The 25,015-nt window shown below is 50.6% G+C and carries 23 protein-coding genes; 17 read left to right on the top strand and 6 right to left on the bottom strand.

Going from position 1 to position 25,015, the window contains the following annotated elements:
- Positions 1–3: 3 nt before the first annotated feature.
- The 3 genes from GX659_00450 to GX659_00440 form a co-directional block, all read right to left on the bottom strand.
- Positions 4–471 carry a response regulator gene (locus GX659_00450; protein ID NLD27262.1) on the bottom strand — a complete coding sequence of 156 codons (468 nt, stop codon included), beginning with the start codon at positions 469–471 and terminating at the stop codon, positions 4–6.
- Positions 472–709: 238 nt separating this feature from the next.
- Positions 710–1,657, bottom strand: a complete 948-nt coding sequence (locus GX659_00445; GenBank protein ID NLD27261.1) for a bifunctional riboflavin kinase/FAD synthetase — start codon at positions 1,655–1,657, stop codon at positions 710–712.
- Complete coding sequence (locus GX659_00440; GenBank protein ID NLD27260.1) at positions 1,654–4,392, bottom strand: PDZ domain-containing protein; 2,739 nt, start codon at positions 4,390–4,392, stop codon at positions 1,654–1,656. Before GX659_00440 ends, GX659_00445 begins: the two co-directional genes overlap by 4 nt.
- Positions 4,393–4,582: 190 nt before the next feature.
- On the opposite strand from GX659_00440, the gene GX659_00435 reads away from it, so the two are divergent.
- From GX659_00435 to GX659_00410, 6 genes are all read left to right on the top strand, one after another.
- Complete coding sequence (locus tag GX659_00435; protein ID NLD27259.1) at positions 4,583–5,983, top strand: HAMP domain-containing histidine kinase; 1,401 nt, start codon at positions 4,583–4,585, stop codon at positions 5,981–5,983.
- 143 nt (positions 5,984–6,126) lie between these two features.
- Positions 6,127–7,755, top strand: a complete 1,629-nt coding sequence (locus GX659_00430; protein NLD27258.1) for a TolC family protein — start codon at positions 6,127–6,129, stop codon at positions 7,753–7,755.
- The gene (locus GX659_00425; GenBank protein NLD27257.1) at positions 7,742–8,434 is read left to right on the top strand and encodes an ABC transporter substrate-binding protein; all 693 of its coding nucleotides are present in this window, start codon (positions 7,742–7,744) and stop codon (positions 8,432–8,434) included. The genes GX659_00430 and GX659_00425 overlap by 14 nt, the downstream gene beginning before the upstream one ends.
- Positions 8,435–8,462: 28 nt before the next feature.
- Positions 8,463–9,896: an alkaline phosphatase family protein gene (locus GX659_00420; protein NLD27256.1), complete on the top strand. Its 1,434-nt coding sequence runs from the start codon at positions 8,463–8,465 to the stop codon at positions 9,894–9,896.
- Positions 9,897–9,945: 49 nt separating this feature from the next.
- The gene (locus GX659_00415; protein NLD27255.1) at positions 9,946–11,238 is read left to right on the top strand and encodes an adenosylhomocysteinase; all 1,293 of its coding nucleotides are present in this window, start codon (positions 9,946–9,948) and stop codon (positions 11,236–11,238) included.
- A 57-nt stretch (positions 11,239–11,295) separates the two neighbouring features.
- Positions 11,296–11,907 (top strand): deoxynucleoside kinase, encoded by a 612-nt coding sequence (locus GX659_00410; GenBank protein NLD27254.1) that lies wholly within the window; start codon positions 11,296–11,298, stop codon positions 11,905–11,907.
- A 48-nt stretch (positions 11,908–11,955) separates the two neighbouring features.
- Here GX659_00410 and GX659_00405 read toward each other — a convergent pair whose 3' ends face one another.
- The 3 genes from GX659_00405 to GX659_00395 all read right to left on the bottom strand — a co-directional run bounded on the left by GX659_00405 (position 11,956) and on the right by GX659_00395 (position 14,092).
- Positions 11,956–12,537, bottom strand: a complete 582-nt coding sequence (locus GX659_00405) for a LemA family protein (protein ID NLD27253.1) — start codon at positions 12,535–12,537, stop codon at positions 11,956–11,958.
- Between the two features lie 49 nt (positions 12,538–12,586).
- A complete protein-coding gene (locus GX659_00400) occupies positions 12,587–13,288 on the bottom strand; it encodes a hypothetical protein (protein NLD27252.1) in 702 nt (233 codons plus the stop codon).
- Positions 13,289–13,351: 63 nt separating this feature from the next.
- Positions 13,352–14,092: a TPM domain-containing protein gene (locus tag GX659_00395; GenBank protein ID NLD27251.1), complete on the bottom strand. Its 741-nt coding sequence runs from the start codon at positions 14,090–14,092 to the stop codon at positions 13,352–13,354.
- Between the two features lie 32 nt (positions 14,093–14,124).
- On the opposite strand from GX659_00395, the gene GX659_00390 reads away from it, so the two are divergent.
- The 11 genes from GX659_00390 to GX659_00340 all read left to right on the top strand — a co-directional run bounded on the left by GX659_00390 (position 14,125) and on the right by GX659_00340 (position 24,872).
- The gene (locus GX659_00390) at positions 14,125–14,331 is read left to right on the top strand and encodes a hypothetical protein (GenBank protein NLD27250.1); all 207 of its coding nucleotides are present in this window, start codon (positions 14,125–14,127) and stop codon (positions 14,329–14,331) included.
- Positions 14,328–15,359: an FAD:protein FMN transferase gene (locus GX659_00385; protein NLD27249.1), complete on the top strand. Its 1,032-nt coding sequence runs from the start codon at positions 14,328–14,330 to the stop codon at positions 15,357–15,359. Before GX659_00390 ends, GX659_00385 begins: the two co-directional genes overlap by 4 nt.
- 15 nt (positions 15,360–15,374) lie before the next feature.
- Positions 15,375–16,613 (top strand): hypothetical protein, encoded by a 1,239-nt coding sequence (locus tag GX659_00380; protein ID NLD27248.1) that lies wholly within the window; start codon positions 15,375–15,377, stop codon positions 16,611–16,613.
- Positions 16,614–16,744: 131 nt separating this feature from the next.
- Complete coding sequence (locus GX659_00375; GenBank protein ID NLD27247.1) at positions 16,745–18,268, top strand: hypothetical protein; 1,524 nt, start codon at positions 16,745–16,747, stop codon at positions 18,266–18,268.
- Positions 18,269–18,820: 552 nt separating this feature from the next.
- The gene (locus GX659_00370; protein NLD27246.1) at positions 18,821–19,435 is read left to right on the top strand and encodes an electron transport complex subunit E; all 615 of its coding nucleotides are present in this window, start codon (positions 18,821–18,823) and stop codon (positions 19,433–19,435) included.
- An 18-nt stretch (positions 19,436–19,453) separates the two neighbouring features.
- Positions 19,454–20,107: an RnfABCDGE type electron transport complex subunit A gene (locus GX659_00365; protein NLD27245.1), complete on the top strand. Its 654-nt coding sequence runs from the start codon at positions 19,454–19,456 to the stop codon at positions 20,105–20,107.
- 58 nt (positions 20,108–20,165) lie between these two features.
- Complete coding sequence (locus tag GX659_00360) at positions 20,166–21,005, top strand: RnfABCDGE type electron transport complex subunit B (protein NLD27244.1); 840 nt, start codon at positions 20,166–20,168, stop codon at positions 21,003–21,005.
- A gap of 19 nt (positions 21,006–21,024) precedes the next feature.
- Positions 21,025–22,362: an electron transport complex subunit RsxC gene (gene rsxC / locus GX659_00355; GenBank protein NLD27243.1), complete on the top strand. Its 1,338-nt coding sequence runs from the start codon at positions 21,025–21,027 to the stop codon at positions 22,360–22,362.
- A 25-nt stretch (positions 22,363–22,387) separates the two neighbouring features.
- Entirely contained in the window at positions 22,388–23,455 is a 1,068-nt protein-coding gene (locus tag GX659_00350; GenBank protein ID NLD27242.1) for an RnfABCDGE type electron transport complex subunit D, read from the top strand.
- On the top strand, positions 23,436–24,050 hold the full coding sequence (locus GX659_00345; protein NLD27241.1) for an RnfABCDGE type electron transport complex subunit G: 615 nt from the start codon (positions 23,436–23,438) through the stop codon (positions 24,048–24,050). Before GX659_00350 ends, GX659_00345 begins: the two co-directional genes overlap by 20 nt.
- Before the next feature lie 318 nt (positions 24,051–24,368).
- The gene (locus tag GX659_00340; protein ID NLD27240.1) at positions 24,369–24,872 is read left to right on the top strand and encodes a peptidylprolyl isomerase; all 504 of its coding nucleotides are present in this window, start codon (positions 24,369–24,371) and stop codon (positions 24,870–24,872) included.
- The last annotated feature ends 143 nt before the right edge of the window (positions 24,873–25,015 follow it).

Here is a 25,015-nt window from a genome sequence, read left to right as displayed (position 1 = left end):
ATTTTAGAATTTCCACTCGAGAATTTCCGGAAAATCCTTATTTTCGGTGAATGAATCCTCGTTCATGTCTTCGTAATTGGGGTCGTCTTCGATAAGATGCACCAGGAGCTTCTTGAGTTCTTCGAGGTTGGAATAAGGTTTGTAAAGTATGTGAAATTTTTTATGCGGAAGATGAAACCGGGACAGCTCCGTGCGATATGCTGTCGTGAGTATGATCCTGCACTGTTCGCACGCGCCGAGCGCGATCCCCGCCAGGTCGAAGCCGGATATCCCCGGCATGATTAGGTCGCTGATGAGCAAGGCGCACGGAAAATTTTTGATCATATCAGCGGCTATCACGGGGTCGTCGATCAGTTTGAAATGTATGATGCCCATATCGGTGAGAATCCTGCGCCAGAAGGAGAGGTACACCGGGTCGTCATCGACAACTATCGCATCGGTAAGCGCTGTGCTTTCCGTTTTTTTCTTCAAGGATCTGATCCCCCGAAACAGACCGGCTCCTTCAATATCCATGCCATAGAGCTTCTGCCAGTGTGCGCTATAACTACTTGAATATAAAATGTTATATCTTGTGAGGGAAGGTTTGGATGCTGTCAGGGGGTATTTTCTGCCCGGCTCGCGTCAAAATGCAGGCGTTTTAAATGGATGGATAGAAAGAATCAGGTTTCCTGCCGGCAAGGGCCCATTTCATGTTTTCGCCTCTGCTGAGCTAACCGATCTTAGCCGCATGAAACTTCTTGGCAGCTTCTATATCATCAGCGATTTTTTTTCTTAGATCATCGATGTTATGGAACGCTATCTGATCGTCGAGGCGCTCAAGGAAAAATATCTCTATCCTTTTTCTAGAAAGGTTGATCTCGGAGTCGATTATGTGGGTCTCCACGGTGAACTCTCCACCACCGAAGGTTGGGTTGTTGCCTATGCTGGTAACCGAAGGAAGCGATAGTGAGCCTTCGTGTTCACCGAGTATCGAAGTCGCGGTTACATATACGCCGTTTTTAGGAATGATCTCGTTTTCGGGGTCGATGTTTGCGGTGTGGGCGCCGAGTTTGCCGCCGATCCCTTTGCCCGATATCACTTTGCCACGTATCGAATAATGGCGTCCGAGCATCTTTTCTGCAGCCGACACATCTCCGTTGAAGATCAGGTTTCTGATGTTGGTGGAGCTTATTGCAGTTCCTCCGACTGATTGAGACTCTATGACGACAACTTCAATCCCTGCTTCCATGCCATATCGGGTGAGCGACTGCGCAGTACCTTCCCTGTTAAGGCCGAAGGTGAAATTATACCCGACTATCATTGCGCGCGGATCTATCCTTTGCATGATAATGTTTTGGAAATAATCCTTGGAATGGATCTCCGAAAAATTTCGCGTGAATTTCTCGATGATGCAGATATCGATTCCGGCCGCATGCAGAGATTCCATCTTCTGCTCTAACGTCTGCAGTAGCCTTGGCGCGCAACTCCTGGCTATGACGCTTGCCGGGTGGGGCGTGAATGTATAGATGACGGTCGGGGCGTTCATGGCGCCAGCCCGTGTCTTTGCTTCCTCGATGAGCGCCATGTGTCCGAGATGCAGCCCGTCAAAATTGCCAATCGCTACAACGGCTCCCTTCGATTTTTCCGGGTAATCCTGTGAGTTGGTCAGTATTATCATTTTTTCTCTATGACTATCATCTTCGTCTGCATCAATTTTTCATCATCCCTCGCACCTATGACTATGTTGTTGTTGCCGCTTTCGAGCGGGACTGATGTCTTGAAAGTTATCTCTTTGAGTCCTTCCTCGTTGGTCTGGTACAGAATCTTTTTATCGCCCACGAATATGAAATAGTCCTTGATGGGATTGTCATCCGATATCGTCGCTGAAATATCGACGTTTTTTTCCTTTGTGGAATCGGGGGCTGAGATTACGGATATCTTCGGGGCTGCCAGTTTTGTCCCAGGAGGTGGGATGCTCGTTCCTGAGTCGGCCTTGAGCTCTATCCTTTTCACAAGCGCCGCGCGTTTTTTTATATCGGTGATGGCAAGATTCATATAGCACCCTTTTCGGGGGTATCCTTCCATCATGTGAAATTTCAGCTTCGATCTCTCCGATGCTCCCGGGGGCATCTTATTCATCTTTACGCGCCCCTTTTCGATGAAGATCTTGTCCGAGCATTCTCCGGAAAGCGTCAGTATCGCTTCGTCGCTGGTTTCACCATCCCCGATATTTTGCACCGCGACGTCCATCGTAATTGGGGTGTTGGCTTCGAACTTTTTCCCGTAGGAAGTGGATGAAATTTTATATTCCATCGAAAACGTCGGTGCTGGTGACGCCTTTACAGGGATTATGACCTCGGTCTTGGCCGGAGCATTTCCATTATCCTCCTCGAAAGAGAGTTCCATCTTTAAATTTTGCGAAGGAAGATTTTCCGGCAGCTCTATGGGAACCTTCCACGAAGCGGATTGCCCGGGCTTCAAATGGCCGAACGGAAATTCCTTGTTCGCCAGAAAAGCCAGGTCTTCCGATTGTCCGATCCCCACCAGTCTTGAATAGTTTCCGGTTCCCCTGTTGGTAGCCGTGAGTCTCAGCCATATTTTTTGGCCGGAGGAGGCGCTTTCCAAAGGTTTATCGTCCAGGAGTATCCTTTTGGAGAGTGCTATGGATGGCATGCCTTCCGCCCTTGTCTTGCTCCAGTTGACGCCCAGAGCTTTGAGGGCGGCGTCTATCTTTTCATCTTCAGAAGCAGCGGCGGCATCAATCACATCCTTGCATGACTTGAGGGTTTCCATCCTCGTCGGACGTCCTGCCGCGGCAATCAAGTTGCGCGCGAGCGTGGCCTCGAAATCTTCGCTGAGATCGAGTGCCTTCGAATATTCCTTGCGTGATTTTTCCTCCAGAATTTTTTCGTCTTCCTTAGCTTTCAGATATCTGATCACGTAGTCTGGTTTTCTGTTTTTCTCGAGGGATGTCTTCGAATTTCCAAGATGTTCTTTAAAATCCTCTTCGGTGAAAAATTTGTCTGGGAACAGGTTGATCTGTTCCTTGTCAATCACCACGGGAATCAGGCGTATGTCAGGGACCACTCCTTCCAGCTGTATGGATTCGGTGCCGGCCGGTTTGTAGGTCGCTATTGTGAGTTTCAGTGCAGTTCCGTTTCCGGTTTCGAAAAGGGTCTGCACCGAGCCTTTTCCGAACGAATAGTTTCCCATGACCGTGGCTCTCCCGCGTGCCTGCAGAGCGCCTCCTACGATCTCGGATGCGGATGCCGATCCTTCATTGAGCAGGACCGCTATGGGATAATCAGGTTTATTTCCGTTGCCGCGCGCCTCTTCTTTTTCGAGCACCTCGCCATCCTTCCCCACCGTAGATACGATCACTCCCTCCTTGAGGAAGATATTCGCTATTTCGGTTGCGGCGCTAAGAAGCCCTCCTGGGTTGTTCCTCATGTCGAGTATGAGCCCGTCGAGCTCAGCGTTTTTATCGTGCATCTTTGCCAGCGCTGCCTTGACGTCCTTCGTCGTGTTGGATTGGAAATTCTTTATCCCAAGATAGCCGATTCTCTTTCCATCTTTTTCAAGCAGCCCCGATTTTACGCTGTCTATATTGATGACAGCCCTTGTAAGTGTGATCTTATGCGCCGGTTTTCCATCGCGCTCTACCACGATGGCCACCTTGCTGCCTACGTTTCCGCGAAGTTTGTTCACTGCATCGGTCAACGACATATTGATGGTCGATTCGTCCTCTATCTGCGTGATGCGGTCACCGGCTCTTATCCCCGCGCGGTAAGCCGGTGTGTCCTCTATTGGTGCGATGACGGTGAGCTGCCCGTCCTTGACGGTTATGACTATGCCGAGCCCTCCGAATTTGCCGCGCGTTCCTATCATGAACTCGTCATAGGTTTTTTTAGTCAGAAAATTGGAATGGGGATCGAGAGGGGCGAGAAGTCCGTTTATGAGCGTCGATTCCATATCCTCGGAAGAGATTTCCCCTTTGTAATTTGCGGAGAGAAATTGCGCGATTTCGTTCATCGTTGATTTCAGATCGCGCATGCTCATGATCTTCTTTATAGGAAATCTTTTCTGTGCGAGCCCGACTTTGAGAACTATTGCGTCGGATCCCTTTTCTTCCATCATTATTTCCGGAACTGCTTTTTGAAGATGTGAGAGGGAGCGCAGCAGCATTTTTTTTGGATCGGCTCTCTCTATGTCCAAATAGTGCGCATCGACCGCATCCGCCGTTCGCTCTATGAGCTTGGGATCTATGGCCGTGAAGTCGGAGAAGGCCGCTATGGAGTGCAAGAGAGTCGCCGACAGAAAAATTGCGATCGCGAGGGTCGTTCTTGCAATATTTCGTAGGCATGGAGCTGTTTTTTTGGATTTTATGTCGTTTTTTCTTTCATGGTATGCCATTTGGGATCCTTTTTTCCAGTTGGTGCGACATGATGCTTGTAGCTTTCAATTCAGTCAAGGGGAACTCTTCCCTTCAAAACAGTTAGTTCTTGGACAAAGGTAATGTTTTTATGCAGAAAACCTTGTCAACCTATTGAAATATCCATATAATGCGACTAAGCTATGTATCTGGGGGGGATGATTGAGCATCATGCAATTGACATCTCAGTATTGGAATGCAGCGATGCCCGTCATCCTGGTGAGTTCCGGGGTTATTTTTACACTTCTAGGCGTGAGCATGGTGGTTTTGCGCTGGCACTTTTTGTATCCCCTGATCCGTCGCTACCTTCTAAGAAAACCGGAATATGATTATAGGAAAATATTCAGAGACTACCTCGAAAGGTTCAGCGCGCTGGAGGACAGGCGCGAGCTTTATGTCGCCATACTTTCGGCGACCTGTAGGATAGTCGGAGCCTCCGGTGCCTCATTGGTGGTAAGGGATGCCAAGGGGTGTCTCCAGATAAAGGCCACATTCGGACTCAAACCCTTCAGTTTCGACGTGGGAGAGGTGAGGGGCTTTATCTCTCTTCTCGAAACCCAGAGGGCGGTTGTGGCAAGAGGTGATTTCGTAAATTCTGTGAAATACAGGGATATAAAAAATGAGGGGCTTCGCTGGTTCGTGCAGTTCAACGCCGAGGCATGTATTCCGCTTTTTGTCGGAGACAGGCTCTATGGCGTGATCAATCTCGGGTCGCGCAGAAAAGGGATGTACGACAGCGAGACCAAGGATCTGCTCAAACTGCTCGCCGTCCAGTTCGCAACCTCCATTCACAATGCAAACCTCTATCAAGCCGTTGTGAGGCAGAACCAGAAACTTCAAGAGACCGCCCAGTTTAAAACTCAGTTGCTGGCGAATATTTCGCATGAGCTCAGAACTCCGCTGACAGCGGTAATAGGGCTTACGGAGTTGATGGCGGAGGGTGGGGATGGTCCATTGAATGAGGAACAGCACAAACATCTTTCCCTGATATTGAATTCAGGCAAGCGTTTGCTCGATACGGTGACGGCTATGGTCGATCTTTCAAGGCTTGAAGTCGATAAGCTCGACCTGCATGTTCAGAAGGTCAACCTCGGGAAGGTCGTTCAGCAGGTCGCAGAGGAGATATCCCCGAATAAATACACCAAAGTGGAAGTAATGATCGGCAGCGAGACGCCGGGTGTCTACGGGGATGAGGCGCGTCTCAAACAGGTGGTAAAGCACCTCATGGATAATGCTGTAAAATTCACAAAGCGCGGCAAAATTTCTATTGAAGCCGAAAAATGCGGAGAAATGCTGAAAATTTCAGTAAAAGATACAGGAATCGGAATAGAAAAAAAGAAACAGAAGGCGATATTTGAGGGATTTCGTCAGGGGGATGGGAGCGCCACTAGGGAGTATGAAGGGCTTGGCCTCGGTTTGACCATCTCCAAGAAATTGGTCGAACTTCATGGCGGGAGGATGTGGCTTACGAGCAAGATAGGTCAGGGGAGCGAGTTCAACTTCACCCTCCCTCTCAGGCCTGCCGCGGTTTACCACCACCAAGCCGAAGGGCCAAAAAGGTTTGTTTCCTGAACATCTCTTTTCTACGCGCTGCGCCAAATCAGGGAAAAATCACGTTGCGTTAAAAAAAACCATCTGATAGATGGCTCGGACCTGCGTTGCTAAAGCTTTTGAAGATCATATACTTGATTGAGAAAGGCGCAAGCTGTTCAAAGATGAAAATCAGGCATCATTTCAACATAACGCTACCGTGTCTTCTGATCGCAATTCTCATGGCCGGCGAACTCCATGCGGGGAGGCATAGCGCAGTCAGAAAGCCTGTTGCGCCCGGCTCCGTTCAGATAGAGCCTACGTCGGAGGATGTCGTCGTAAGGGAAAAAACTGAGCCTCTTTACCCTTCGCTGGGTTCGGGCTCGCCGGATCTTTCAGAACACTGGATTAACGATATGGGCGCGGAGCCCAAGTCGAGGCGCTATTCACTGGAAGATTGCGTGGATCTGGCGCTCGAGCGCAACAGGAGGATAACTGCCGCTGGTTACGATGTCGAGGCCGCCGAGGGACAGCTGACGGAGGCCAAAGCGCTCTTCTGGCCGGTGATGGAATACACTTACAGGGTGGCGCCTGTCCCGAAGGATCTCGACAACGCCTTCAACGATTTTTTCAGAGGCAACGTAACTCTCTTTAACAGCTTTCACGTCGGCATCGCAGCTCCCATCACGACATTTGGGCGTTTGAATACAGCCAAGAAGATGGCCGAGCGCGGAGTAGATGCTGCTCAGGCGAAGAGGCGAAGCATGCAGTATGATACGATATTCCAGGTGAAGAAGATCTACTTCGGTCTTCAGCTGGCGAGGGAGACGGAGCGTATCCTTGAGGATGCGATATCCAAGATGAATAACAAGATAGCGGAGGAGGATGAGAAGGATATCAAGGATCTCGACCCCTTCGACATCATCCAGCTCAAGGTTTTTAGGAACGAGCTCGAGAGGCGCCTTGCCGAGACCAAGGAAAATGGCATGCTGGCCTTGGAGGGTCTCAAAATTCAATTGGATCTCGATCCAAACGCCGAAATCGAGCTCGACTCTTACAATCTGAAGCCGCTGCTCCACAAGCTGGCTGAGGAGAAGGAATACGTAGAGATGGCGATGGAACATCAGCCTGAGTCCAAACTTCTGGATATCGGAGTAGATGTGAAACAGAAACAGTACAAGCTGGAAAAACTCAAGCTGCTTCCAAAAGCAGGAGTGGGGTTTTTTGCTGATGTCGGCCGCACCGTCGGAGAGGTGGTGGGTCCGAATTTCACCGACGATTACAGCAACCCCTTCAATTACACCAGGGCTGGCGTTGGCATGCAGCTGTCCGGAGATCTGGATTTTCATGGTGCTGCCGGAAGAATTCGCAAGGCGCGTGCCGAATACTACAAGGCTACTTACGAGCGCCACATAGCCAGGCGAGGCCTCGGACTTGAGATGAAGAAAGCTTATCAGCTCGTTCAAAGGCTGAAAGACGATGTAGGAAGGGCCAATGAGGCGCAATCGCTTGCGCAGCAGATGACATTTCTTTCTAAATTGAACATAGATACGGGTATAGGGGATGAGTCCAAATATGCCGACGCTCTTAAACTCATCCTTCTGACAAGGGGACAGTATTTCAAAACGGTTTTTGACTTTAACGTGGCGCTGGCGGATCTCGAACGCAAGATTGGTATGGAGAAATACAACACCCTCATGAGCGTTTCCGATACGAACGAGCAGGAGTTTTTTGGAATCGATCGTGGGGATTCGTTTGATTTCTTTGAAGAGGATGCTGTCGGGCCGATGGAGGTGGAAAATGAAGATTTCTAAATTTGTATCCTGTTCGTTTGTAGCGGTCTTTACTCTGGCGTGCTTGTTTTCGTTTTCCTCGGAGGCCGCAAAACGCTCCACGATAAAATACTATCCCCCTGGCACGGCGACGAGAGCTATTCAGGATCTCGATGATATGCTGGACGATTTTATAGTCAAAGAAAAGGGAGAGAAGCTTTCGCCCAGTGAAGAGGAACATAACAGCAAACTCAAACGGGATATCATGAGGGGGACCTTCGATATTCGCGAGCTCGGAAAGGTGTCGCTCGCCAAGCATTGGGGGGAGAGGACTCCGGCCGAACAGGATGAATTCGTGACGCTGCTCACTGACCTACTCGAGGAGAAGGCGCTTTTTTCAAAGGAACAGTCGGCGGCTAAGAGCAGGAGCGGCGGAAAATATGCCGTGATCTACCTGGGCGAGAAATACATCAATCAGGAGAAGACGAAATCTTTCGTGAAAACGAAGGTGAACGTTCCTTCGGAAAATATAACTATCACTTTGAACTACAAGTTGAAAAAGGAAGGCACCAACTGGAAAATTTACGACATCATAGTCGACGAGGCTAGCTTGGTCGATAACTACAGATATCAGTTCAATTCGATAATCACCAAACATGGCTATCCGGATCTCATAAACAGGATGAAGTCCAAACTCGCAAGCATCAAGGCCCAGCGGTGACCCTTTTCGGGAAGGCGCAAAACGCAAGATGACTCCATCGTCGAAATACAGCCGCGCTATCGTGATGCTGGCCGATGGCGCGCGTGCCGATGTCATGGAATCCCTCATATCCGATGGGAGGCTTCCCAATATCTCCTCCCGCATCGTTGGCGCGGGTGCGAGTCTGAGGGCTGTGACCAGCTTTCCCTCGACAACCGGACCTGCCTATCTTCCGTTTCTTACAGGGTGCTTCCCGGGGACATGCAACATCCCCGGCATCAGGTGGTTCGATAAATCAATTTACGATGGGCCCTATTCGTTCAACAAATACCGTTCGTATGTGGGGCTCGAGAGTTTTTGCATGGCCAGCGATATGTGGCCGCACATAAAGACTGTCTTCGAGATAATTCCCGACTCATACAGCATATTCAATCCGATAGCGCGCGGCGCACGCGGCAAAAGGAATTTCACCAGGATCAGCAGGATATGGTATTGGTACTACGCCCATCTTACCGATCGCTGGGGATTTATCGATAAATCGGCAACCGTGAAACTCAAAGAGGTTTTGGAGAGGAATCCAAAATTTATATTCTCCGTTTTTCCGGCGATAGACGAATATTCGCATCTTACCCATCCTCATAGCGAGCTAGTGATACAACAGTATGAGAATCTCGATCGTCACGTGGGTTCGATTTTTGAATCCCTCGATGATCGCGGCGAAGCCGACTCGACACTATTCATGATAGTGAGCGATCACGGGCTTTCCAAGACGGATTCTCATTTCTGCGTGAACACCTTTCTCGAGAAACATCATCTGCCGGCGTTTTTTTATCCCCTGATATTCGAAAAGAGGGGAAAGCTCTCAGCGAATATGGTTTCAGGGAATGGCATGACCAACATCTATTTCAAGAGAGGTGATAAGTGGAAGCCCAGGGTTTTTGCTCAGGATCTTGAAAAGATAGCCCCCGGAATCATCGATGACCTGCTCGCGCAGCGGGCGGTCGATATAGTCGCTTGCAGAAATGCCGAAGGCGGCGCCGATATATTCAGCAGGAGAGGGCGCGCATCGGTCAGGCTCGACGGATTTGTACTTCATTACGAGGTACAGGGCAGCGATCCCTTTGGATATTCCGGGCTTTCTTCCAACATGAGCCCTGACGAGACCTTGGCTGCTACCATAAACTCCGAATATCCCGACGCCCCCTTCCAGATAGCGCATCTCATGACTTCGCCGCGGGCGGGAGATATGGTTATATCAGCGACTCCCGGCTTTGACCTGAGGCTCAAATACGAAGAGCCGGAGCACTTCGCTTCGCATGGTTCCTTGCATAAAACCCACATGAGGATTCCGGTTCTATGTAATGCTTCGCTCGATCCAAAACCTGTGAGGAGTGCCGACGTATTTCCAACGGTGCTTTCAGCGCTGGGTTTAGAAAAGCCTTCTTATATAGATGGAAGGGAGATACCGTTTTTTGGTCGATGAGATCCCTCCCTTTGCAATGCAGGCGAAAGATAACAGGCAGGAGGAGTATATGAGCGGTTCCGATTTCAAAGTGAAGGACATGGGTCTGGCCGGGTGGGGGCGCAAGGAGATTTCTCTCGCTGAGCACGAGATGCCGGGGCTTATGGCGATAAGGAAAAACTACGGTCCGAAAAAACCTCTCAAAGGAGCAAGGATAGCCGGCTGCTTGCATATGACGATTCAGACTGCGGTGCTTATTGAAACGCTCATCGAGCTTGGTGCCGAAGTGAGATGGTCGAGCTGTAACATCTTTTCGACGCAGGACCATGCGGCTGCCGCTATAGCTGCCGCAGGTATTCCCGTTTTCGCTTGGAAGGGTGAGACGGAGCCCGAATATGACTGGTGTATAGAGCAGACCCTCCTCTTTGACGGCAAACCTCTCAACATGATTCTAGACGACGGCGGCGATCTCACCGCTTTCGTATATAAAAAACGACCGGATCTCATAGCAGGCATCAAAGGGATAACCGAAGAGACCACCACCGGAGTTCACAGGCTCTATCAGATGATGGAGCGGGGCGAGTTGAAAACTCCGTGTTTCAACGTGAACGATTCGGTTACTAAATCCAAATTCGACAACCTCTATGGTTGCCGGGAATCTCTGGCGGACGGAATCAAGAGAGCCACAGACGTAATGGTGGCGGGGAAAATCGTGGTCATATGCGGATACGGCGACGTCGGTAAGGGATGCGCGCAGGCGATGAGGGGGATCGGCGCGCGAGTAATAGTTACCGAGGTCGATCCGATCATAGCCCTTCAGGCAGCCATGGAGGGATATGAGGTTTCGACGATGGATGATCTTGCCTCGGTAGGCGATATCTTCGTGACTGCAACCGGATGTTGCAAAGTCATAACCGGCGAGCACATGCGGCGCATGAAGGACAAGGCGATCGTCTGCAATATCGGCCACTTCGACCACGAGATAGAGATGTCGTGGTTTAAAAATCATTCCGAGGTGAAAAAATCCACGGTCAAGCCGCAGGTGGATATCTACACATTTCCGGAAGGGAATCAGATAATAATTCTCGCCGAAGGGAGGCTCGTGAATCTTGGATGCGCTACAGGGCATCCATCCTTCGTGATGAGCAATTCATTCACCAATCAGTGCCTTGCGCAGATCGAGCTCTTTACGAAAAAATACGATGTCGGAGTGTACATGCTTCCGAAGAGATTGGATGAGGAAGTGGCGAGGCTCCATCTTGCCAAGCTTGGCGTGAAGCTGACCAAACTTACAAAAGAGCAGGCTGATTACTTAGGCGTTCCGGTAGAAGGTCCTTATAAGCCTGATTTTTACAGATATTGACGTATCTTCGGTTTTTGAAATTGACGCTTTCAGGTTATGTTGTTTTAAAGGTGTCAGATGACCAGAAAATACATAGCGATCGCCGGTAATATGGGCTCAGGTAAATCGAGTCTGGTCGACTTTCTTTGCAAGCATTTTGCGCTGAAGCCTTTTTTCGAATACAACGATTTCAACCCTTTTCTGCCGCTCTTCTACAAGGACATGAAGAGGTGGGCCTTTCATTCGCAGATGCACTTCCTTACGCACAAGTTCCGCATTCATCGAGAGCTGGATAGCTGCCCCGATACGGTGGTGCAAGACCGGTCGATCTACGAGGACGCCGAGATCTTCGCCTTCAACCTTTTCAAGCAGGGGTGCATGTCCAAGGATGAATGGCGTACTTATTGCGACTTGTACGAAACGATGATTTCCGCAATCAAACCTCCGGACCTGCTCATCTATCTGAACTGCCCCATCAAAACGCTGAAGAAGCGTATAGCCAGGCGCGGCAGGGCGATAGAAAAAAATGTTCCTGACGAATACATAAAGAGGCTCGAGCGGTACTATAAAAGATGGCTTTCAAAATACGACAAGTCGCCTGTTCTCGAACTTTCCACGGAGAGGATGGACTACATAGAGGACTTCATCCATCGTCAGGATCTTATGAAGTCCATATCGAAACATCTATGATGTTCTGGTAATTCCACGTTCGAGATTTCGCCAGAATCGAATGGGGATCTATTCGCTTTTTCCGAAGTCGACCACCGGGGCCTTTTCCGATCCTTCGTCAGCCTTGAAATAGATGTCTTCCCTGCTGTAGCCGAGTATGGATGCGATGATGTTGTTTGGGAAGATCCGTACATAGGTGTTGTACTGTCGTACGCTGTCGTTATAGCGCATTCTTTCAACCGTTATTCTGTTTTCCGTTCCTGCAAGTTCGTCCTGCAGGGAGATAAAATTCTGATTGGCCTTCAGGTCCGGGTATCGCTCCGCTACCACTAAAAGTCGCGAGAGGGCGGAGGAGAGCTCGCTGTTGGCGGCGATTTTATCAGGCACGGTCGATGCCTGTCCGACTTTCGCCCTTGCGTTTGTAACTTCGGTTAAGACCTCTTCCTCGTGCGCGGCGTATCCCTTCACGGCGTTGACCAGGTTCGGGATAAGATCAGCGCGCCTTTGCATTACGTTTTCCACTTGGGACCAGGAGGTTTTCACGTTTTCATTCAGTGTTACGAGCATGTTGTATTTGCCCGCGCAGCTCCCTCCTCCGACTATCACCAGAATTGCCAGAAGCGCTATGATCACTATCCATTTTATTTTCATGGTATCTCCTTTGGGTTCCATATTGATTTTAATTCCACATGAACGACTTTTACATCCTATCGACGAAGTTAGTTATGATGGAGAGCTCTGTCAAGTATCGCTCGAACATCAGGATGGCCTCCTCTTTTCTCGGGAGAAAGGATTTTCCCTGCCTTATCTGCGCGATTTCTAAAAATATCTCGGGATTGAAATTTATTTCAGCAGCGATGAGCTCTATTATGGCCCTTGCATCGCGCGGAGGATTTTTGTCAAGGAGCATGAGCACTCCGCGAAAGACGGCCAGAAAAGTGGAAAATGACTTCACGCACATTTCAGCGACAAGCCTCGGAGCGTCGCAGTTTTCGGCATAGAAAGAACGGAGATGGAGGAGTTTTCCCTTGAGTTCGCTTTCGCACTGGTGACGAAGATTTTTCGTGTCTATATCGAGCTGTTTGAAGGGGTCTTGTCCAAGTATTACCTTGTGCTCGTTGCTGATGTCGATGAATTCCAGCGGAAATACATCCGATGAGGTTTCGATGTGACGCGGGTCGAAGAAGTAGGGTGGAGGGTTTCCCTTTTTCACCCATTTTTTTACCACATGGTTTGATTTAGCTAGCATCCCCGGTGACGGATCTGTGAGCACGCATATGATGTTGTAATCGGAATAGCGCTTGGAAAACTCGCTGCGTACCGATGATCCGTAGAGAACAACCGATTTGAGCTCTGGTCCGTATATCGCTTCCAGTTTTCTGGCCAGTTCGTTTGGCGTCATAGAAACTCCCTTTTTGCGAGTTAGAATTTATGCGCGGAAATTCTAACCAGAATTTTTGAATTATCACCATCCTCGCGATGCTCCGCCTCCGCCGGATATACCGCCGCCGAATCCTCCGAAACCGCCGCCGAATCCCCGGCCGGTTCCTCTGTGGCCCGAGCTTGAGAGAAAAAATAGAAAGAGATGCGGATAGCGAATGAATATAGTCATCATGAGTACGAGAAGGAATATCTTTCCGATCGTGGCGAGCGGCCCGGAATTTTCGCCAGTGGCGGAGCTTTCAGACATAACCACAAGCCTTTCGGCGTTTTGAGGATCGAAGTGGATGTTTTCTTTTTTGGCTATGGTCTGAACGATTACGGCCGTCCCAGCCGTTATCCCGCCGTCTATGTCGCCGACCTTGAATGCAGGCAGGACGTATTGATCCATGATCCGCCCCGCCAGTGCATCGTTGATGGAGCCCTCAAGGCCATAGCCCACTTCGATTCTTACTTTTTTGTCGTTTGGTGCGATCAGAAAGAGCAACCCGTCGTCCTTCCCCTTCTTGCCGATTCCCCAGGTTCTGAAGAGATCGGTGGCGTAATCCTCGACAGGAATTCCATCCAGGCTGCGAACGGTTGCGACCGCTATTTCGATTCCGCTCTCTTTTTCGAAGTAGGAAAGCAGCGAGTTCAGTTCGGAGACGGTTTCGTTTTTCATCACGCCAGCATCATCCGTGACAAATCCCTTCGGAGATGGAAACTTTGCGAAGAGAGTCGATGGGATTAAAAGGAGTGCCAGCAGTGCTGCGAGTTTCATTTTCATCGTGCTAAGTCTATAGCGGATGGATGGATTCGATGCAAGGACAGCGGGTGGGGCTGGAAATCAGCATATTCTCCATTGCCCTGCCCGTTATGGAAGCCTCCTTTCCCAGCGGGTGCGACTGCATCGATGCGAGGGAGGTGGGAGCCATCCTGTTTTCTGGCGGATTTCTATACGTTCTTGACAGGGTGCTCGCAAGGGATAGATTCAGCCGAAATCAGATCGGGAGGGAGCCATTGTGAAGATGAAACATTTTCTTGCCGTCATCGCGTTTTTTGCCGTTGCAGGGGTGCTGGTCTTCGCATTCTCTCCGAGGAGGTACGAGGCTACCTTCTATCCGATGGGGCCGATACCTGTTAAGGTTGTGGCCTATGGCAAAAACTATCTCGGCTTTAACAAGGCGATCTCCATGGTCGAAGGGAGGGTTCAATCTTTGGTTAAGGTATTTAGCGCTTACGATCCTCTCAGCGAGCTTTCAAAGATCAACGAGCGCGCTTTTTCCTCCCCTGTGGACGTCAGCGACGACATGAAGAGTATCATTTCCCTGTCGAGAAAATGGAACACGATCACGAGCGGTGCTTTCGATCCGACTGTGGCCCCCGTAATTTCCCTTTGGAACAGGGCTGCGAAGGAGGGGAGAGTTCCCTCCCACCAGGAGATATCCGGTGCGATATCGGTCATTGGTATGCGAAAGGTTGAAACCGTCGACGGAGAAAAGGTCCATTTCGCCGAGCAGGGTCTCTCCCTGGACTTTGGCGCTATCGCCAAAGGATACATCGTCGATGCAGCTGTAGAGGATATGCTTTCATCGGGAGTCTTGGCGGGTGTGGTCGAGGCTGGAGGGGATGCCTACGTTTTCGGCGACAGGCCTCTCACGGTAGGAATTCAGGATCCCTTCGAAGAGGGGAAACTCATCGGAACGATCGAGATAGAAAACTGCGCCGTCGTAACGTCTGGCAACTATGAGCGCTACCACGAAATCGGGGGCAAGCGCTATTCGCATATCTACAACCCCATGAGCGGGCTGCCGGTTGAAAACAGCATCGTCAGCGTTACCGTAGTAGGGGGAAGCGCTGCTGATGCCGATGCCATGGCGACATCCGTGATGCTGATGGGGCTTCATTCCGGGATCCAGCTCTCTGGCAGGGTGGAACTTCCATGTATCATCGTCGAGAAGACGGGGGATCTCTCGGTGCTGTGGGTGGCATCCGCGCTTGCCGATCGCCTAAAACCGAGTGATGAATGGAGAAACAGAGTCAGGATCTATTGATGAAGGTGCCGCGATTTGGAACGTATAAATAAAATCAGAATTTCAGGCCTTTCTATCGCATCCTTTTTGATGATGCTGTCCTATGCGATCGTGCGCCCTTCAGCGGAATCCCTTTTCCTCGCCAGCCATGGCAGCGAGTCCCTCCCATACGTCTGGCTTTTTGTAGCGGCTGCGATGCTATGCGTGCTCTATCTCTACAACAGGCTCATAGCGGTGACGGATCTGATCTCGATGGCCGGATGGGTTTCTCTCGCCAGCGCCTTGCTTTTTTTGCTGTTGATAATTGCACATTCCGCCCGGATTCCTTATTCCGATTATGCGATCTATGTTCTGAAGGACATCTACGTCGTAATACTCGTTGAAATTTTCTACATGTATTCGAACTCGGTTTTTCCGATCAAGAGCGCGAGGTGGCTCTACGGGTACTTCGGGGCGCTGGCCGCCGCCGGAAGCGTCTCGGGAAATCTGTTGATCGGTTATCTCGCCCTTGAATTCGGGACTCTGATGGCGCTCTCCTTCACCATTCCGATTTTGGTGATCCTGTGGCTTCTCAGCATTCCGTTTGCAAAATCGGCCAGCTTCGGAACCCCTCTTGTAGAGCATCGCGGCGGGGTGAAGATGGGCGAGGCGGCTTCCATCGCCAGACGAAGCTCCTATCTTCTGCTGATCATGGCGCTGATATTTACTGTGCAGATAGCGGTTACGCTGATCGATTTTCAGTTCAACGGTGCGGTCGAGTCGGCCTACCCTGATATGGATCTTCGCACCGGCTTCATGGGCAAGGTGTATGCCTTCATCAATTTTGCGACCTTCGCTATGCATCTGATGACCGGCCCGATACTCAGGCTTGCCACCGTTCCGGGGGTCCTGGTAGCCATTCCGTTTATACTCGGCGCGAACGTCATATCCTTTATCGCCCTTCCGACTATTATGGTCGCCGTCGTTGCAAAATCGGCGAGCAAGATATTCGATTACACGATTTTTAAATCCTCCAAGGAGATTCTCTATATCCCGCTCTCGTACGAAGAGCGTACGGTGGGCAAGGCGATCGTCGATATGTTCTCATACAGATTGGCGAAGGGGGGAGCCTCCCTTCTTTTGATGGCGGTGATAGCGGTGGGGCTGGTCGGCTACGTCGGCTATCTTTCACTGCTGTTGATCATCGTCTGGTTGATTGTGGCACTTGCACTCTCAGTAAGGTTCAGGCGGAAGGTTTCCCGTCGCGAGGAAATTATGGGCATTAATTATAATTAATATTTATAGTCAGATAATTATATCTAAATAATTATAATTATATATCAATAATTTTTAGCTAAGCAGTTGAATTATCCGACGCCTGATGCTAGCCTCCCGCCTGTTCATCACAATTGCGAGGGAGGTTAAAAATGTCCTCTATGATATCCTACAATTCAGCTTCTGGAGCTCTTCAGTTTGCCGGAAGCGCCATCAATTACGCGTTTTGTTATCCGAATATCGGAACCGCACCATTTTTTGTCGGCCTCGATCCCAGAGTTCCTCCGTCGATGGATGCTGAGATACTCAAAGTCCTTTTTCGGTCATCGCAGTACAAGGCCTTTGAGGCAAAGGATCTTCCCGCGGCGCTTCCTTCGGGGCTGCGCTTCTACGATGTCAGCGAATATATGCCGACCTATATGCGTGAGAAGTTGGGAAGGGATGCTTCTGTTCCCGGGCCGAATTGTTATCACGTCGTTATGTCCAATTTTTACGGCGATGGGTTCAAGGACAGGTATGTCCATGATGAAGAGATCGCATATTATCTCACTCGCGATTTCAGGTTTGATTCGCAGGGGGGCGGTCTCTTCGGCAGTGCTTTGATATTCGTGAATAAGGGAGATGCTGCGAATGATGTCGGCATGGGTTTGTCATCAGGGAACGAGGCCCCTCGCTTCGGCCTCACCACATTCGGAATTTATACCCCGGCACTTCCCGCAATCAAAAGGCCGTCGCGCATACCGAGAGACCTCGGAGGGGCGCATGTCCATGCCTTCGAGTCGGGGCTCAGGCGTGCGCCGGAGGTCGATTATCTCTCCTTGATGGAAACTTCCGCTGGGAATTTCGTCACGTCGGCGGGAGGTTCGTTTCCAAAAATCTTTAGAGGAATTAATCCCGGCGTTCATGGCGCCTTGAATCTCATCGCAGGGACGGTCTTCCAGAAGGGGTGCTACGGTGAATTCTGCGGATATAAAATAGTCCCCGCAGCTCGTGCAATGTCCTCGATAGAGATGAAGCGAGGAAGATTCGAACCCCCTCCAGAACTCGAAAAAGACGCCCATTTCAGGGCGGTATATTACCTTCCAAATCCGGTCTCCAACCATGACCGCTTTGGGTATAACGAGGCGCTTGCCAAGGAGTTTGCACGCTACGTACCGCTGATCGAACACTATTCGAAGCGCTTTCGCAGCGTGAAGGATCTGGCTTGGGGAAACTTCACGGATAGAAGAATCGACCTTCTTGCGATCGAAAATATTTGGCGCCTAGAGGCTAAAATTCGGGCTGTGATGTCGGCTGAGCCAAATCCTATGAACGCACTGCTGAAGGTAGACAAGGAGACCGCCGAAAAATATCTGGAGATGAGGAGCCTCGCATGGCAGTACCAGGCCATGGTCGAAAAGTTTGCGGATATCGGAGAAACCTGGTCAGATAGCCGCAAAAAAGAGTTCCTAGAGGAACTCTATCGTAAAAACTATGTCACCTTGGGGTCGCCGGAACTGTTGGAAGAAATCGGACTGTATCTTGATTTTATGGGGGTTCCAGCTGAGCGCAGAAAGGGCATTTCTGAAAGGGCGGTAGCTGCGATTGGAAAATATGATCCGGTCCTTTTTGCTTCGAGCAACGGTTCCCGTGGGGTTCCCTTCATGGAGATACTGCGCTCTGAATCCGGCCTGTAAAACGGCCGAAAGTTTTTGCACAACAATTTCACCAAATTGCCCATGAGGGAGTGCGGGGTGAGCCCCATCTTGTCGGGGGTTCTGAGCTGTCGTTATCAGGAGATCCCCATGGGAAATGACGTCTGCATCCGTTCAACAAACCCTGAATATTGTGAGGATCTTGCCTCCCAGCGCCTGCAGCCTTCCGACGGGGAGGGTGCCACGATAGACCTTCGGGACGGAACACAAAATCTTCATCTTCATCTTAATCCTGATTCTGATCTTAATAACGATTATTTTCGAATATAAGTTAGTCTTACAAAATGCTGATCAAAGATCAGGGATCAGGATTCTACCCCCTCCCGCAACAACCGTGACTTATGACTGGTGACTCGTGACTGGTGAGCGGTCGGAACCCCGCGCAATAGCGGCGGCTTAGTGCCGCGGGAATGACATTCATGGTGTCATCCCCGAATGACGAAAAGGTCGCCATCCCCTCACCCCCCTTTTCTTATTGATATCCTTGAGTCTTTTTGTATAAGGGCGCATCTTTTCGATTCCGCAGGAGATACCATGCTAAAAGAGATGACCAAGGGCCTTTTCAAGGAGAATCCTATTTTCATCCTTATGCTTGGACTGTGCCCATCCCTCGCCGTTTCGGTTTCGCTTCAAAACGCCGTTGGAATGGGGCTAGCTGCGACATTCGTCCTTGTCTGCTCCAACGCCATGATCTCCATCTTTGGAAAATTCTTCCCTTCCAAGATCAGAATCCCCTGCTTCATAGTCGTTATCGCGACCTTCGTCACTGTCGTTGAAATGGTGATGGGTGCGTATCTGCCTGCGCTCAACCAGTCGCTTGGAATTTTCATCCCTCTGATAGTCGTCAATTGCATCATCCTCGGTCGGGCCGAGGCCTTCGCCTCCAAAAACGGCGTACTTCCATCCATCTTCGATGGGATGGGAATGGGGCTGGGGTTTACCCTTTCCCTGATGCTGATAGCCTTCATACGCGAGGTCTTGGGCTCCGGTAAAATCTGGGGGATCACGATAAGCTCGTATTTCACCAACGAAGCTTTTTTCAAGCCTGCTGCCGTGATGGTCATGGCCCCAGGCGCCTTCGTCGTAATAGGCCTTATCATGGCGTGGATGAATTACAGAAGGGCGAATAAACGGACAAGACCAGTCTGATTTTAAAACGGAGAGGATATGCAGTCATATTTCATGCTCTTTATTTCGATAGTACTCATAAATAATTTCGTATTGGCGAAATTTCTCGGCCTTTGCCCCTTCATAGGAGTGTCCAAACAGATAAAATCTGCGCTGGGAATGGGGGGAGCGGTCATCTTCGTCATGACGATGGCATCGGCGGTTTCATGGGTCGTCTATCGCTACCTGCTCGCCCCCTCTGCTGAAAATATATTTTTCTCATTTATGGGAGCCGGAAAGACGCCGATCGATTTTGATTACACCTACCTTACTACGATAGTTTTCATCCTCGTCATCGCCACATTGGTTCAGTTGGTAGAGATGTTTCTGATGAAGGCGCTTCCCCCTCTGTACGAGGCGCTTGGAATATATCTTCCCCTCATCACTACAAACTGTGCGGTGCTTGGCGTGGCGCTTCTAAATATCAGCGATTTCGGGATGCTTCAGAACGCGGGGGATAGCTTTTTCAGGACGACGATTCAGGGCTTTGGCGGAGGAGTAGGCTTTCTCCTTGTAATACTGCTGATGAGCGGAATCCGCGAAAAGCTGGACAATGTTCAGCTCCCCGAAGCGATGAAGGGGGCGCCGATCGCATTCATATGTACGGGACTCATGTCGCTTGCGTTCATGGGATTTGCCGGGCTGGTGAAGTGACGATAAAAATTGTGAAGCACGTTTCTGAATTTTTCTGAAAACTTTTGTGTGAGGCGTTATGTTGCCAGCAATCATAATACTATGTTCGTTGGGCCTGCTGTTTGGGGTAGGGCTCTTCATCGCGTCGAGAGTCTTTAAGGTTTATGTGGATCCGAGGGTCGTTAGCGTGGAGCACGTCCTGCCCGGCGCCAACTGCGGTGCCTGCGGACTTGCGGGGTGCTCGTCCTTTGCCAAGGCGATAGTTCATGGAAGCGCGGAGATCACGGGGTGCATACCCGGCGGAGAGGCCGTCGCCCATCTGGTCGCCGACATCATGGGGGTCGAGGCCAAAACCGTTGAGAAGGATGTCGCTGTCATGATGTGCCATGGCAGGGATGTGCAGGACAGATTCGAATATGATGGAATAAAAACCTGCGCGGCAGCAAACCTCATTCATGGCGGCCCAAAGGAATGCAGCGTCGGCTGCATCGGCTACGGCGACTGTGCGGCAGCCTGTTCCTTCGACGCTATTCACATGGTTGACGGTTTTCCTGTGGTAGACGAATCGAAATGCACCGCATGCGGAAAGTGCGTCGCCGTGTGCCCCAAACGCCTCTTCAAAACTTTACCGGTTGCAAAGCTCGTTCACGTAGGGTGTGTTAACTGCGAGTCTGGAAAATTAGTCCGCAGATATTGCAAGGCTGGATGCATCGGATGCAAGAAGTGCGAAACTTCATGCAAGTTCGACGCGATTCACGTCGTCAATAACCTGGCGGTCATAGATTATGAAAAGTGCGTATCGTGCGGCATCTGCGCGAAGGAGTGTCCGACCGGTGCGATATTCAGCCAGAGGGAAGTTAGAAAGGCAGCCGGCCTGTGGCCGGTGAAAAAGTCCAAAGAGGCTCAGGCGCAGCAGTGATCGCCCCTCTCTTTGCAAAATGGATCGGAAAAATATGAAGACATTTTCACATGGCGGCGTTTATCCACCTGAAATGAAACATCTGTCGAAAGACGTGGCGCTCGAAAAAATCGCGATGCCGAAGACTTTGATTCTGCCGGTCTTGCAGCATATCGGATCGCCTGCGAAGAGCATCGTCTCGGTGGGCGATCTGGTAAAGAAGGGACAAGTGCTTGCGGAGGCCTCCGGTTATGTGTCGGTCCCGGTTCACGCACCTACTTCAGGTGAGGTTTCTGCGATAGTTCAGCGTGCTATCGTCAGCGGGAAGGTCTGCGATCATATAGTTATAGAGGCGGACGGTCAGGAGGAGTGGCTGGATGGCATTCTTGAAAAACGCGAGTGGCAGAGCCTCGACGGAGAAGAGATCAAGGAGATAATAAAGAATTGCGGAGTTGTCGGCCTCGGCGGTGCGGCGTTCCCGACTCATGTCAAACTCTCTCCGCCCGAAGACAAACCCATCGATGTGCTGATTCTCAATGGCGTAGAGTGCGAGCCCTACATGACCTGCGATTACAGAGTCATGATAGATAGGACCAAGGCGGTAGCCATTGGGCTTCGAATCATGATGAAGGCGCTCGGGGTTGAAAAAGCGATAATAGGAGTGGAGGCAAACAAGCCCGACGCGTTCGAGAAGATGCGCGACGCGGTCTGGTCCGATAGCGGCATCACCGCCGAGATGCTGAAGGTGAAATACCCACAGGGGGCGGAAAAGCAACTAATAGAGGCTCTGCTCGGCAGGGAAGTCTCTCCGGGGAAACTTCCATTCGATGTCGGAGTCGTTGTTCAGAATGTAGGTACGGCGCTTGCGGTCTACGAAGCGGTCTGTGAAGGAAAACCCCTTATTGAACGCGCCGTCACCGTCACGGGGGAGGGGGTGGAAAAACCCGCAAACCTGGTCGTGCCGATTGGGACATCGGTCGCCGATCTTCTGCTTCGACAGGGGGTCGATAGAAAGACAAAAAAACTCGTGATGGGCGGGCCGATGATGGGAATTGCGCTTCCATCGGCAGATATCCCAGTCGTCAAGGGAACGAGCGGCATTCTAGCGTTCAATAAAACTGTGCTTCATCGCCCAGGCCCGTGCATCAGGTGCGGAAAGTGCATAGAGGTTTGTCCTCTGCACGGCATGGCGGCTGAAATGGTGGCTGCGATAGAGGCGGGGCAGGTGGAAAAATATGAGCATCTCCATGTGCTCGACTGCGTGGAGTGTGGGACGTGCACCTTCGCTTGCCCGTCGCATAGAAGCCTCGTCCACTATATAAAGAGGGCAAAGGCCGAATACATGGCGTGGAAGTCTGAACAGTCGAAGAAAAAATGACTCTTTTTCAGCGGGAGTTCGAAATATGTCTGAACAACTTTTTGATGGCAAATTGGTGGTAGGTCCCGCGCCGCATGTGGCGACCAAGGACAGCATACAGCGGATCATGTGGAGCGTCATTATCGCGCTTGTTCCAGCGCTGATAGTCGCCGCCATATATTTCGGTTATTACGCGCTCATGGTCGTTGCGGTCTCCATGATTTCCGCCGTACTGTGCGAGGCCGCAATACAGCGTTTTAGGGGCGTTCCCGTCACCGTCTCCGACGGCTCTGCGGCGCTCACCGGCCTTCTTCTAGCATTCACTCTGCCGCCGAATGTTCCCTTGTATCTTCCGGTGATCGGCAGCGTATTTGCCATAGCGATAGCCAAACAGGCTTTTGGCGGGCTTGGATTCAACATATGGAATCCGGCGCTCGCCGGACGCGCATTTCTTCTGGCCGCCTACTCCGGGCAGATCGTGATGACGAAGTGGCCGATACTTTCCAACTATTTATTTGGAAATATAACGGTCGACGCGGTAACCAAGGCGACTCCGTGCGCCATTTTGAAAGAAGCGCCGCTTACGATTTTTTCGCACTACTCGCTGATGGATCTTTTCATCGGAAGGATCCCCGGCTCTATCGGAGAGACCTCCGCTCTTGCGCTTATCGCAGGCGGAATTTTTCTGATCGTAAAAGGATATGTGAACTGGCGCCTGCCGCTCAGCTATATAGCCACAGTCATGATATTTACCGTGTTTCTTCCTGTTTCGGATGGCGCTGGTGGAACGATATTCCTGTGGAAGGACGTCGTTTTGCAAGGAGGGTGGTTAGATCTGGTAAGAATATCAACTGCGGAGGCGTTCTCCGGCGGGCTGATGCTCGGCGCTTTTTTTATGGCTACCGATATGGTCACAAGCCCCCTTACAGGGAAGGGGCAGACGATTTTTGGAGTCGGGTGCGGAATTTTAGTTGCGCTGATACGCCTCTACGGTGGATATCCGGAAGGGGTTTGCTATTCGATACTCATAATGAACACAGCGGTGTGGGTGATAGACAGACTCACCGTCCCGCGTTTCTTTGGAGTCAAAGGTCATGTCTCAAAAGATGCCTGAGTGGTTGAAATTCCCGATCGTGCTTCTAATCGTGGCGCTTATCTCGGCTGCGAGTCTTGCGGCACTTTATTCGGTCACAAAGCCGAAGAAGGATGCGATGCAAAAGGCGCTCGTTGAGGAGGCCTTAAAGATCGTGATACCGGATGCCGATTCCTTTGAGGAGGTCACAAAGGATATTGGCGGCGAGAAGTTTTCCTTCAGGATTGCGAAGAAGGGTGGATATGCAATTGGATATGTAGCGACCGGAGCCGCTTCAGGTTATTCCAGCGTACTACAGGTTATGGTAGGGGTTGATCTCAATTTCGTGATCAAGGGGGTCAAGGTTTTGTACCAGAAGGAAACTCCAGGGCTTGGCGATAAGGTAGAGGCGCTCGATTCTAAAAGGACTTGGGGAACCGTGATTACCGGTACTAGTCCTGATGAAGGCGGACTGAGGCCATGGTTTCAGACCCAGTTCGACGAGCAGCAGGCGCCTGTAGCGGTCAACAAGGATGGCGGGGTTATAGAGGCAATAACAGGGGCTACGATATCATCGCGGGCAGTGTGCAGCGCGGTTAACGATGCGGTGGAAAAGATCAAAAAAGCTGTCGATTGATTTTTTTGTGTCCCTGAAGCGCTAAATTGTACAAATCAAGATACAGTCGCACAAGGGATGACAGCCCTCACCAGTCACGGCCGTTTGTGTCCCCCGATAATGTAAAAAATCTTCCTTGTTTTGTCGTGGCAAATGTAGGTATGACTCAAGTGTCTTCAGTCGCACTATGTTGTACAACCGGCATTATAAAAAGGAGATGCTATGAAACAAACTTTATTAGTTCTCATGGCCGCGGTCCTTCTCTTCGCGGGTTGCAAAGGGAAACAAGCTCCAGCCGATGAGACAAAACAATTGGATAACCAGCAGAAGGAGGAATTGATGGCCAGTGGTACGACATGGGTGGAACCCAAAGTTTCTACAGTGGAAGCAGATAAAAACTACATCGCACTTATAAAGACGAACAAGGGCGAGATAGTGTGCGATCTGTTTCCGAAGGAAGCTCCGCTTTCGGTGACCAACTTCAAATATCTCGCCGATGGAAAATTTTACGACGGCCTGACTTTCCACAGGGTTGTTCCTGAATTCGTCGTCCAGGGCGGAGACCCAACCGGCACGGGTGCGGGTGGTCCCGGCTATACGATTCCTGCGGAGATAAATCCGGTTCACAAACATGTGAAAGGGGCACTGGCTTGGGCGCGCACGGGCGATGAGGTGAATCCCGAGAGGCGTTCGAGCGGATCTCAGTTCTATATAACCTTGGAACCCACCCCTTTCCTCGATGGCCAGTACACGGTGTTCGGCAAGGTGAGGGAGGGGCAGGATATTGTCGATGCGATCAGGATGGGAGATGTGATAGAGACCATCGAAGTTAGAGCCGAATAGCTTTTTACAGGAGTCGTTGAAGAAACTCGAAAGAACGTCATTAATCGCTATTATATTCCCCGTGGTTTTGACGGGGTTCCTCTGGAGGAGAGGTTGGCGCGTTTCTGTGACCGGCCGTATCCGGAAGTCAAATATCAGGTCTT

Source organism: Myxococcales bacterium (genome assembly GCA_012513515.1).
Taxonomy (GTDB): Bacteria; UBA10199; UBA10199; order 2-02-FULL-44-16; family JAAZCA01; genus JAAZCA01.
The sequence above is the reverse complement of the archived record's forward strand: the minus strand, read 5'-3'. Positions and strand labels throughout refer to the sequence as shown.

Excerpts from the sequence above, each read along its gene's own strand:
- GX659_00445 (NLD27261.1), bottom strand. The coding sequence starts at position 1,657 with ATGATAATACTGACCAACTCACAGGATTACCCGGAAAAATCGAAGGGA.
- GX659_00440 (NLD27260.1), bottom strand. The coding sequence starts at position 4,392 with ATGGCATACCATGAAAGAAAAAACGACATAAAATCCAAAAAAACAGCT.
- GX659_00435 (NLD27259.1), top strand. The coding sequence starts at position 4,583 with ATGCAATTGACATCTCAGTATTGGAATGCAGCGATGCCCGTCATCCTG.
- GX659_00430 (NLD27258.1), top strand. The coding sequence starts at position 6,127 with ATGAAAATCAGGCATCATTTCAACATAACGCTACCGTGTCTTCTGATC.
- GX659_00425 (NLD27257.1), top strand. The coding sequence starts at position 7,742 with ATGAAGATTTCTAAATTTGTATCCTGTTCGTTTGTAGCGGTCTTTACT.
- GX659_00420 (NLD27256.1), top strand. The coding sequence starts at position 8,463 with ATGACTCCATCGTCGAAATACAGCCGCGCTATCGTGATGCTGGCCGAT.
- GX659_00415 (NLD27255.1), top strand. The coding sequence starts at position 9,946 with ATGAGCGGTTCCGATTTCAAAGTGAAGGACATGGGTCTGGCCGGGTGG.
- GX659_00410 (NLD27254.1), top strand. The coding sequence starts at position 11,296 with ATGACCAGAAAATACATAGCGATCGCCGGTAATATGGGCTCAGGTAAA.
- GX659_00405 (NLD27253.1), bottom strand. The coding sequence starts at position 12,537 with ATGAAAATAAAATGGATAGTGATCATAGCGCTTCTGGCAATTCTGGTG.
- GX659_00400 (NLD27252.1), bottom strand. The coding sequence starts at position 13,288 with ATGACGCCAAACGAACTGGCCAGAAAACTGGAAGCGATATACGGACCA.
- GX659_00395 (NLD27251.1), bottom strand. The coding sequence starts at position 14,092 with ATGAAAATGAAACTCGCAGCACTGCTGGCACTCCTTTTAATCCCATCG.
- GX659_00390 (NLD27250.1), top strand. The coding sequence starts at position 14,125 with ATGCAAGGACAGCGGGTGGGGCTGGAAATCAGCATATTCTCCATTGCC.
- GX659_00375 (NLD27247.1), top strand. The coding sequence starts at position 16,745 with ATGTCCTCTATGATATCCTACAATTCAGCTTCTGGAGCTCTTCAGTTT.
- GX659_00370 (NLD27246.1), top strand. The coding sequence starts at position 18,821 with ATGCTAAAAGAGATGACCAAGGGCCTTTTCAAGGAGAATCCTATTTTC.
- GX659_00365 (NLD27245.1), top strand. The coding sequence starts at position 19,454 with ATGCAGTCATATTTCATGCTCTTTATTTCGATAGTACTCATAAATAAT.
- GX659_00360 (NLD27244.1), top strand. The coding sequence starts at position 20,166 with ATGTTGCCAGCAATCATAATACTATGTTCGTTGGGCCTGCTGTTTGGG.
- rsxC (NLD27243.1), top strand. The coding sequence starts at position 21,025 with ATGGATCGGAAAAATATGAAGACATTTTCACATGGCGGCGTTTATCCA.
- GX659_00350 (NLD27242.1), top strand. The coding sequence starts at position 22,388 with ATGTCTGAACAACTTTTTGATGGCAAATTGGTGGTAGGTCCCGCGCCG.
- GX659_00345 (NLD27241.1), top strand. The coding sequence starts at position 23,436 with ATGTCTCAAAAGATGCCTGAGTGGTTGAAATTCCCGATCGTGCTTCTA.
- GX659_00340 (NLD27240.1), top strand. The coding sequence starts at position 24,369 with ATGGCCAGTGGTACGACATGGGTGGAACCCAAAGTTTCTACAGTGGAA.